This window comes from Paenibacillus harenae (assembly GCF_030812415.1).
Lineage (GTDB): Bacteria > Bacillota > Bacilli > Paenibacillales > Paenibacillaceae > Pristimantibacillus > Pristimantibacillus harenae_A.
In genome coordinates, this window is sequence record NZ_JAUSST010000012.1 from 70945 (window position 1) to 77384 (window position 6440).

The following is a 6440-nucleotide window of genomic DNA, read 5'->3' on the forward strand; positions in this document are numbered from 1 at the left end:
TACAATCTAAGCCTTGCTCGCTGCCGCTTCCTTCACCATATCGACGAAATAAGCATGCAGACGATAGTCGTCCGTCAGCTCCGGGTGATACGAAGCCGCAAGCAAGTGGCCTTGTCTTGCCGTCACGATCTCATCGTTGTAGGTAGACAATACGTCCACGTCCTTACCTACCTTCTTAATAAGCGGCGCACGGATGAATACAGCGCGAATCGGCTCATCGATCCCTTTCACGTCGAGATCCGTCTCGAAGCTCTCGCGTTGACGGCCGAACGCATTTCTAGCGACGGTCATATCCATGAGACGCAGATGCGCCTCCTCTTGGCCTTCAATCTCCTCTGCTAGCACAATAAGGCCCGCGCAAGTACCGAATAATGGCTTGCCTTGCCCGGCGAATTGTCTAACGGCGTCGATGAAGCCGTAATTGCGCATTAGCTTGCCGATCGTCGTGCTCTCTCCGCCAGGGATGACAAGACCCTCTAGCTCATCCAGTTGCTCGACCCGCTTAACGGCGACCGCTTCCGCGCCCGCCGCCTCCAAACTTCGTATATGCTCTGCAACCGCGCCTTGAAGCGCAAGTACGCCAATCTTCATGACTGATTCGCCTTCCTTTACGAAGCTGAAGCCGGCCGCGCAATGAATCTGCACAAAGCCGGCGTCCGCGTTTTATACCCTATATTGCTTCTATTATTTAGATACCGCGGTCTTGCATACGTTGCGAAGAATCGAGCTTGGAAATTTCGATGCCTTTCATCGGCGTTCCCAAGTTTTTGGATACTTCCGCGATCAATTTGTAATCCTGGTAATGCGTCGTTGCTTCAACGATTGCACGAGCGAATTTCTCCGGACTGTCGGATTTGAAAATGCCCGAGCCAACGAATACGCCGTCAGCGCCAAGGTGCATCATAAGCGCTGCGTCGGAAGGCGTTGCTACGCCGCCGGCCGCGAAGTTAACGACAGGAAGCTTGCCTGTCTCGTGAATTTGAAGCAGCAAGTCGTAAGGTACGCCAAGAACCTTCGCTTCATTGTATAGCTCATCCTTCGACAAGCCTTGTACTTTGCGAATTTGGCCGTTGATAAGACGAAGGTGACGAACCGCTTCCACGATGTTGCCTGTTCCCGGCTCGCCTTTCGTACGAAGCATTGCCGCGCCTTCTTGGATACGACGAAGCGCCTCGCCAAGATCCTTCGCTCCGCATACGAACGGAATCGTGAACTCGTTTTTGCTAATATGGAAAACCTCGTCGGCAGGAGTCAATACTTCGGACTCATCGATATAGTCCACGCCCATCGACTCAAGCACTTTCGCTTCCACATAGTGACCGATACGGGCTTTAGCCATAACCGGGATCGAAACAACTTTCATAACCTCTTCCACGATTGTCGGATCAGCCATACGAGCTACGCCGCCTGCTGCACGAATATCGGAAGGCACGCGCTCAAGTGCCATAACTGCCGTTGCGCCCGCTGCTTCTGCTACCTTAGCTTGCTCAGCGTTCATGACATCCATGATGACGCCGCCTTTTTGCATTTCTGCCATTCCGCGTTTTACGCGCGATGTGCCTGTTTCCATGCTATAAATCCTCCTATTTTCGACCATTGAAATTGTATCTTGCCGAAGTTGTACTAACAATTGATTTTACAGGAAGCCCGTTTAATCGACAACCCTAGATTTGCCTCATGCGGCAAACAATTAGAACATATCGATGATCCCGTTAAACAATCCGGAGAAAAAATCGCCAATTGCCCGGAACATCAGTTTGAACCAGCCTGCTTTCTTCACCTCGTCCGTCGTAACCAAGTTAACGGTATACTCCGTCGCGATGTTTTGTTCCGCATCCGTGTACTTATACGTAACTGTACCTACAGCCGTTCCAGCTGGTATTGGAGCAACTAGCTCATCTTCCGCCTTCACCTGGCTCGATACGAGCTCGACCTTAGGCTCGACGCCCTTTTTCACCATGAATGTAATGTCTTTGTCCGTCACTACATTTACGCTCTTTTTGGCACCTTTTTTAATTTTAACCGATTGGATCGTTTCTACCACGGATTTCGGCGGCAGCACCGTCTTTTTCTCAAAAGTACTGAACGCGTAATTGTACAGCTTAGCCGTTTCTTGGAAACGGACGTTTATCGTTGAAGCATCCATAACTACGCTTATGAAACGGGTATCGCCGCGCTTAACCGTACCGGTAAAGTTATAGCCGGCCTCCTCGATGAAGCCTGTTTTCATGCCGTCGACGCCCTCATAAGCCAAGAACCCAAGTCCCGGACTGTTTTTGTTGGCGCCCAGCATGTAGTTAAAGTTGATCATTGGCTTCTCATCGCGAGGACGGAACTTGTATTCCGGCATGCTCGAGAAATCCAAAAACTCTGGATGCTCCTTCAAAATAATATAAGACAGCTTCGCTACGTCTGCGGCCGAGATAACCGTATTCGGCTCATATCCCGTAGCGCTGGTGAACACGGCCGATTTCAAATCCAGCGTCTTTGCCATCTCATTCATTTTCTCGACAAAAGCCTGCTCTGTACCCGCGATTGCAGTAGCAAGCGCACGCGTTGCGTCATTTGCAGAGCCGACTGCCATTGCTATATATAAGTCCCTGACCGTATGCTGATCGCCTTCGGCCAAAAAGATTTGTGATTCTTCGCGAGCCGTTTCCGCCGCTTCAGGGCTTACGGATATGATCTGATCCCATTTCAAACGCCCATCCTTGATTTCCTTTAACACGATATATTCCGTCATAAGCTTCGTCATACTCGCCGGCGGCAAAGGCTCGTCCTTATTCACCTGGAACAACACCTGGCCTGTGTCCGCATCAATTAGTATTGCCGATTTAATCTGCAATCCTAGCGAGTTTTCCGTACTTGGCCTATTATCGTAACCTTGCGCCTCTACTATCGCCGTATTTAGCGTTAGCATTACCAACCAGATCGCCAAACTTGCAGCGACGACCGACAAAAACCGAACCGGTCTAACTTTAACCTTCAACGTCGTCTCCCCTTTTCCCACTTGGATTATCCGTTGTTAATTGTAACATAACAAACCAATACAATTAAACCTCTTTGAACAGTTGCCTAAATAAGTAATCTCTCACCAATCAGCGGGGGAGGACACAAGAAAGAAAACCAGACAAGGACAAGCGTATGATACGCAAATCCCTGTCTGGTTGTTATCCCGTTGGTCGGGTCTGTTATAGCGAGTAGTTTGGTGCTTCCTTCGTAATTTGAACGTCATGCGGATGGCTTTCGCGAAGACCCGAACCCGTAATTCGTACGAATTGCGTGTCGTTGCGAAGCGCTTCAAGCGAAGCCGTACCGCAGTAGCCCATACCCGAACGAAGTCCGCCGAGCAATTGGTGCACCGTATCAGCCAGCGGCCCTTTGTAAGGTACGCGGCCCTCGATGCCTTCCGGAACGAGCTTGCTTTCGTTCTCTTGGAAGTAACGGTCCTTACTGCCTTCTTTCATGGCGCCAAGCGATCCCATGCCACGGTATACTTTGAAGCTGCGGCCTTGGAAAATCTCCGTCTCGCCAGGGCTTTCAGCCGTTCCCGCGAACAAGCTTCCGATCATAATGACGCTTGCGCCTGCAGCGATTGCCTTCGTAATGTCGCCGGAATACTTAATACCGCCGTCCGCGATAATCGGAATGTTGTATTCGCGAGCGACCGATGCGCAATCGTAGATAGCTGTAATTTGCGGTACGCCGATACCGGCAATAACGCGAGTCGTGCAGATCGAACCAGGTCCGATACCGACCTTAACGACCGATGCGCCTGCTTCGATCAAATCACGCGTAGCTTCGCCCGTCGCAACGTTGCCTGCGATGATCGTAAGATCCGGATACGATTGGCGAAGCTTGCGAACCGCTTCAAGAATATTAATATGATGGCCATGGGCCGAGTCTACTACAAGCACGTCGATACCCGATTGCACTAGCGCTTCCGCGCGATCCATCGTATCCTTCGAGATGCCTACAGCCGCTCCGCAGAGCAGGCGTCCATGCGTATCCTTCGCCGCATTCGGGAATTGGATCGCTTTCTCGATATCTTTAATGGTGATAAGACCTTTGAGCGTATTCTCTTCATCAACGAGAGGCAGCTTCTCGATCTTATGTTTTTGAAGAAGTCCTTCCGCCTCTTGCAGCGTAGTACCAACAGGCGCCGTTACAAGATTCTCGTGCGTCATGACTTCATTGATTTTAATCGAATAATCGTGTACGAAACGCAAGTCTCGGTTTGTCAGGATACCAACGAGCTTCTTGTTGTTATCGACAATCGGTACGCCGGATATACGGTACTTGCCCATAAGCTCCTCAGCGTCGTACACATGATGTTCAGGCGTAAGCGAGAACGGGTTCGTAATAACGCCGCTTTCCGAACGCTTAACGCGGTCAACCTCTTCAGCTTGCTGTGCAATGGACATGTTCTTATGGATTATACCGATACCGCCCTCACGAGCTATAGCAATCGCCAAAGCCGATTCCGTAACGGTGTCCATGCCTGCGCTGATGAGCGGAATGTTCAGCTTAACGCTGTCGCTTAATCGAATCGAGATGTCAACTTCTCTTGGTAGCACTTCTGATTTGCGCGGAACAAGCAGGACGTCGTCAAACGTCAGCCCTTCTTTGGCGAATTTTGTTTCCCACACGAGTATGTTCCTCCCTTAGTTTCATTACCTCTCACGTATATTATTGCAATATTAGCAGAGGGGGTAGGGGCTGTCAAGGCTGAACAGAACACGGGGCAAACGCACAATTTACGCATATTGTTAGCCAAAATAGCCGTATTTTATCAAAAAAAGTCCGCCAAGTACGTGGTTCGTTCGGGAATGCGCTTCTGTAAGCGTTTTATAATGGATTCCTCTCCTTGGACTCGTCCATATTGATATAATTGCAGGGTACTCACATAGCCTAGAAGTAGGGTTGTTAACGTACCTATGCCAAGTTCTATGCTGCCATTCCCGTTATTTGGCGTTGGAGATCCATAGGATACGAGACTGGCCTTACCCGACTTCTCGATCGTAAGCATATAACTTCCATTATTCCATGGCGCATGCTCGTCCTTAATCGTAATCGCTATTTGATCCTCACAATCGTCCTCGTCAAAATGATATTGCTCTACAAAAGCAGCTGCATCGACGATACGCGCCATAAAATATGGGATGGTCTCGTGTTGAATACGGGGATTGTTTAGCAGGAATGGCAGAAGATCGTCTGACGGTACCGTTATCGATACGCGTTCAATCATCGAATCATGCTGCGCGATGAACGACCATAGCGCATTGCGCGCTTCCTCGTTCAGATGAACGAACTCGTGCACCGTCATTTGACTATTTTTCACTTCATAGCGAATATAGCCTTGAGGTGAGTTTTGAGCATCATAATAAACGGCCGTTTGACCAGGCTTGCGTTTATTGACACGATATTCCCACCATAAGTCAGTACGAGCCAACGTCCCATTATACTTGGAAGCGTATGTCTCGTATAATTGGCCTATTGTATGTACGGAATCGTCGATGCTCACTCGTTCGATTCGGCCTGGGATTGCTTGCCTAGCCGGCAGTTGGTCGGTTCGGATCGTGTAAGATTTAAACTCGGTATATGTCTCCCATCCGAATTTACGATAAAAAGCAAAAGCAAAAGGATGAAGGAAGGATACGCTCTGCCCTCTATTCCTCATCTCCTCTAGTGTATGAACAAGCAGTCTCGCCACCAAGCCTTGCCTCCGATGCTCCGGCCACGTAGCTACGCCAGCCACACCACCCATCGCAAACTTGCTGCCGCCAATATAGGTGTGCAGTTCGAGCACCGTTGCCTGTGCAGCCAACTGGCCGTCGACCAGAGCTGCCCACCTAATTGCAGGTTCTATACGATATTGCTCTTTCGTCCGTTGAATTTCTTCAGACGACTTCACGTATTGAAACGCAAACTGGGATAACGCTATACTCGCCTCATATTGCTCCTCGTTCATCTGCACAATTTCAATCTTCCGCTCCATCTATTATCGCCTCCGTTTTCCACCATCATATAGCTGCTGCCATAGGAGTTCAAGCGGGGGGATCCGATCTAGTTATATAATGGACCCTTCGATTGGATAACCTTAACAATTCTATCCTAAACTGATTACGGACATAGGATACGTATGGCGCTCCATTTGGGCGGTAACGGACACAGTCTCACTTATTTTCTACTTTCGGGGCTAATTTTGAAGGTTTAGTCTCATATAATGGATCTCATGTCCGCAAGTGACTTAAAATAGGAAGATTTACCACAAATAAGGTCTCTCGTGTCCGTTAGCTTATGCAAATCCAAAAAAACCTATCGCATTTACATGCGATAGGTTTTTCGTGCTTGGCGACGTCCTACTCTCCCAGGACCCTGCGGTCCAAGTACCATTGGCGCTGGAGGGCTTAACGGTCGTGTTCGGTATGGGAACGCGT

The 6440-nt window shown here is 49.4% G+C and carries 5 protein-coding genes and 1 rRNA gene; all 6 read right to left on the bottom strand.

The annotated features are described in order from the left end of the window. Nucleotides 1-6: 6 nt before the first annotated feature. A complete protein-coding gene (pdxT, locus tag J2T14_RS29755) occupies nt 7-591 on the bottom strand; it encodes a pyridoxal 5'-phosphate synthase glutaminase subunit PdxT (RefSeq protein WP_307208430.1) in 585 nt (194 codons plus the stop codon). 97 nt (nt 592-688) lie between these two features. Then, nucleotides 689-1570 carry a pyridoxal 5'-phosphate synthase lyase subunit PdxS gene (pdxS, locus tag J2T14_RS29760; RefSeq protein WP_307208353.1) on the bottom strand — a complete coding sequence of 294 codons (882 nt, stop codon included), beginning with the start codon at nt 1568-1570 and terminating at the stop codon, nt 689-691. 120 nt (nt 1571-1690) lie between these two features. Next, a complete protein-coding gene (locus J2T14_RS29765) occupies nt 1691-2989 on the bottom strand; it encodes a D-alanyl-D-alanine carboxypeptidase family protein (protein ID WP_307476782.1) in 1299 nt (432 codons plus the stop codon). 202 nt (nt 2990-3191) lie between these two features. Next, on the bottom strand, nt 3192-4649 hold the full coding sequence (guaB, locus tag J2T14_RS29770) for an IMP dehydrogenase (RefSeq protein WP_307208352.1): 1458 nt from the start codon (nt 4647-4649) through the stop codon (nt 3192-3194). A 143-nt stretch (nt 4650-4792) separates the two neighbouring features. Continuing rightward, nucleotides 4793-5998, bottom strand: coding sequence for a GNAT family N-acetyltransferase (locus tag J2T14_RS29775; RefSeq protein WP_307476784.1), 1206 nt, complete (start codon nt 5996-5998; stop codon nt 4793-4795). 351 nt (nt 5999-6349) lie between these two features. Then, a 5S ribosomal RNA gene (gene rrf, locus J2T14_RS29780) occupies nt 6350-6440 on the bottom strand; the annotation flags it as partial.

Excerpts from the sequence above, each read along its gene's own strand:
- pdxT (WP_307208430.1), bottom strand. The coding sequence starts at position 591 with ATGAAGATTGGCGTACTTGCGCTTCAAGGCGCGGTTGCAGAGCATATA.
- pdxS (WP_307208353.1), bottom strand. The coding sequence starts at position 1,570 with ATGGAAACAGGCACATCGCGCGTAAAACGCGGAATGGCAGAAATGCAA.
- J2T14_RS29775 (WP_307476784.1), bottom strand. The coding sequence starts at position 5,998 with ATGGAGCGGAAGATTGAAATTGTGCAGATGAACGAGGAGCAATATGAG.